This window comes from Fictibacillus arsenicus, from assembly GCF_001999465.1.
GTDB lineage: Bacteria > Bacillota > Bacilli > Bacillales > Fictibacillaceae > Fictibacillus > Fictibacillus arsenicus.
In genome coordinates, this window is sequence record NZ_MQMF01000072.1 from 1 (window position 1) to 720 (window position 720).

A 720-nucleotide genomic window follows, 5' to 3' on the forward strand; every position below is an offset into this window, starting at 1 on the left:
CCCCTTCGCGCCTCGAGGCAGCACTGCAGGCACTCTTCGACTCCGACGTCGACGGCCTGCTCGACGCACCCGAGAAACCAAAGAAGGTGAGCTCGAGCGACAGGCTCGAGCGAGCCTTCCTCGAGATCGTCGAGTTCCGGCGTGAGCACGGACGTATCCCGAGCCCGACCACCCGGGAGATTGCCGAGCGCAAGCTCGGGGCCCGGCTCGACGGGATCCTCGCAGACGACGTGAAGATCGAAGCCCTCGCCCACCTCGATGAGTTCGGACTGCTCGATCCCCCGGAGCCACCGTCCTCGATCGACGACCTCCTCGACGGCGACGATCTCAACCTGCTCGCCGACGACTCGGGACTCATGGACGTGTCCGACCTTCCCGCCAGGAAGAGCCCTGCGGACGACGTCGACAAGGCGACGCGGCGGATCGCCGAGGACTTCGAGCAGTTCGAGCACTTGTTCAAGGCCAAGCACGCCGAGCTCGCCGCCGGCGAGGCCAAGCTCGTGCCGTTCCCCGGGCAGCAGCACATCGTCGAGGGCGCGTTCTTCGTCCTCAGCGGCGTCATGCTCTTCATCGCCGAGGTCGGCGAGCCGGAGTACAAGAAGTCGACTGTACGTGAGAACCGCAGGGAACGGCTCCGGGTGATCTTCGAGAACGGCACCGAGTCCGCGATGTATCGGCAGTCCCTCGGCATCCGGATGGGCGAACGCGACGGCCTGGCCG

General features: G+C 66.5%; 1 pseudogene. It reads left to right on the forward strand.

The features are described 5' to 3' along the window. Positions 1 to 720: pseudogene (locus tag UN64_RS21875) on the forward strand (hypothetical protein); the annotation flags it as partial.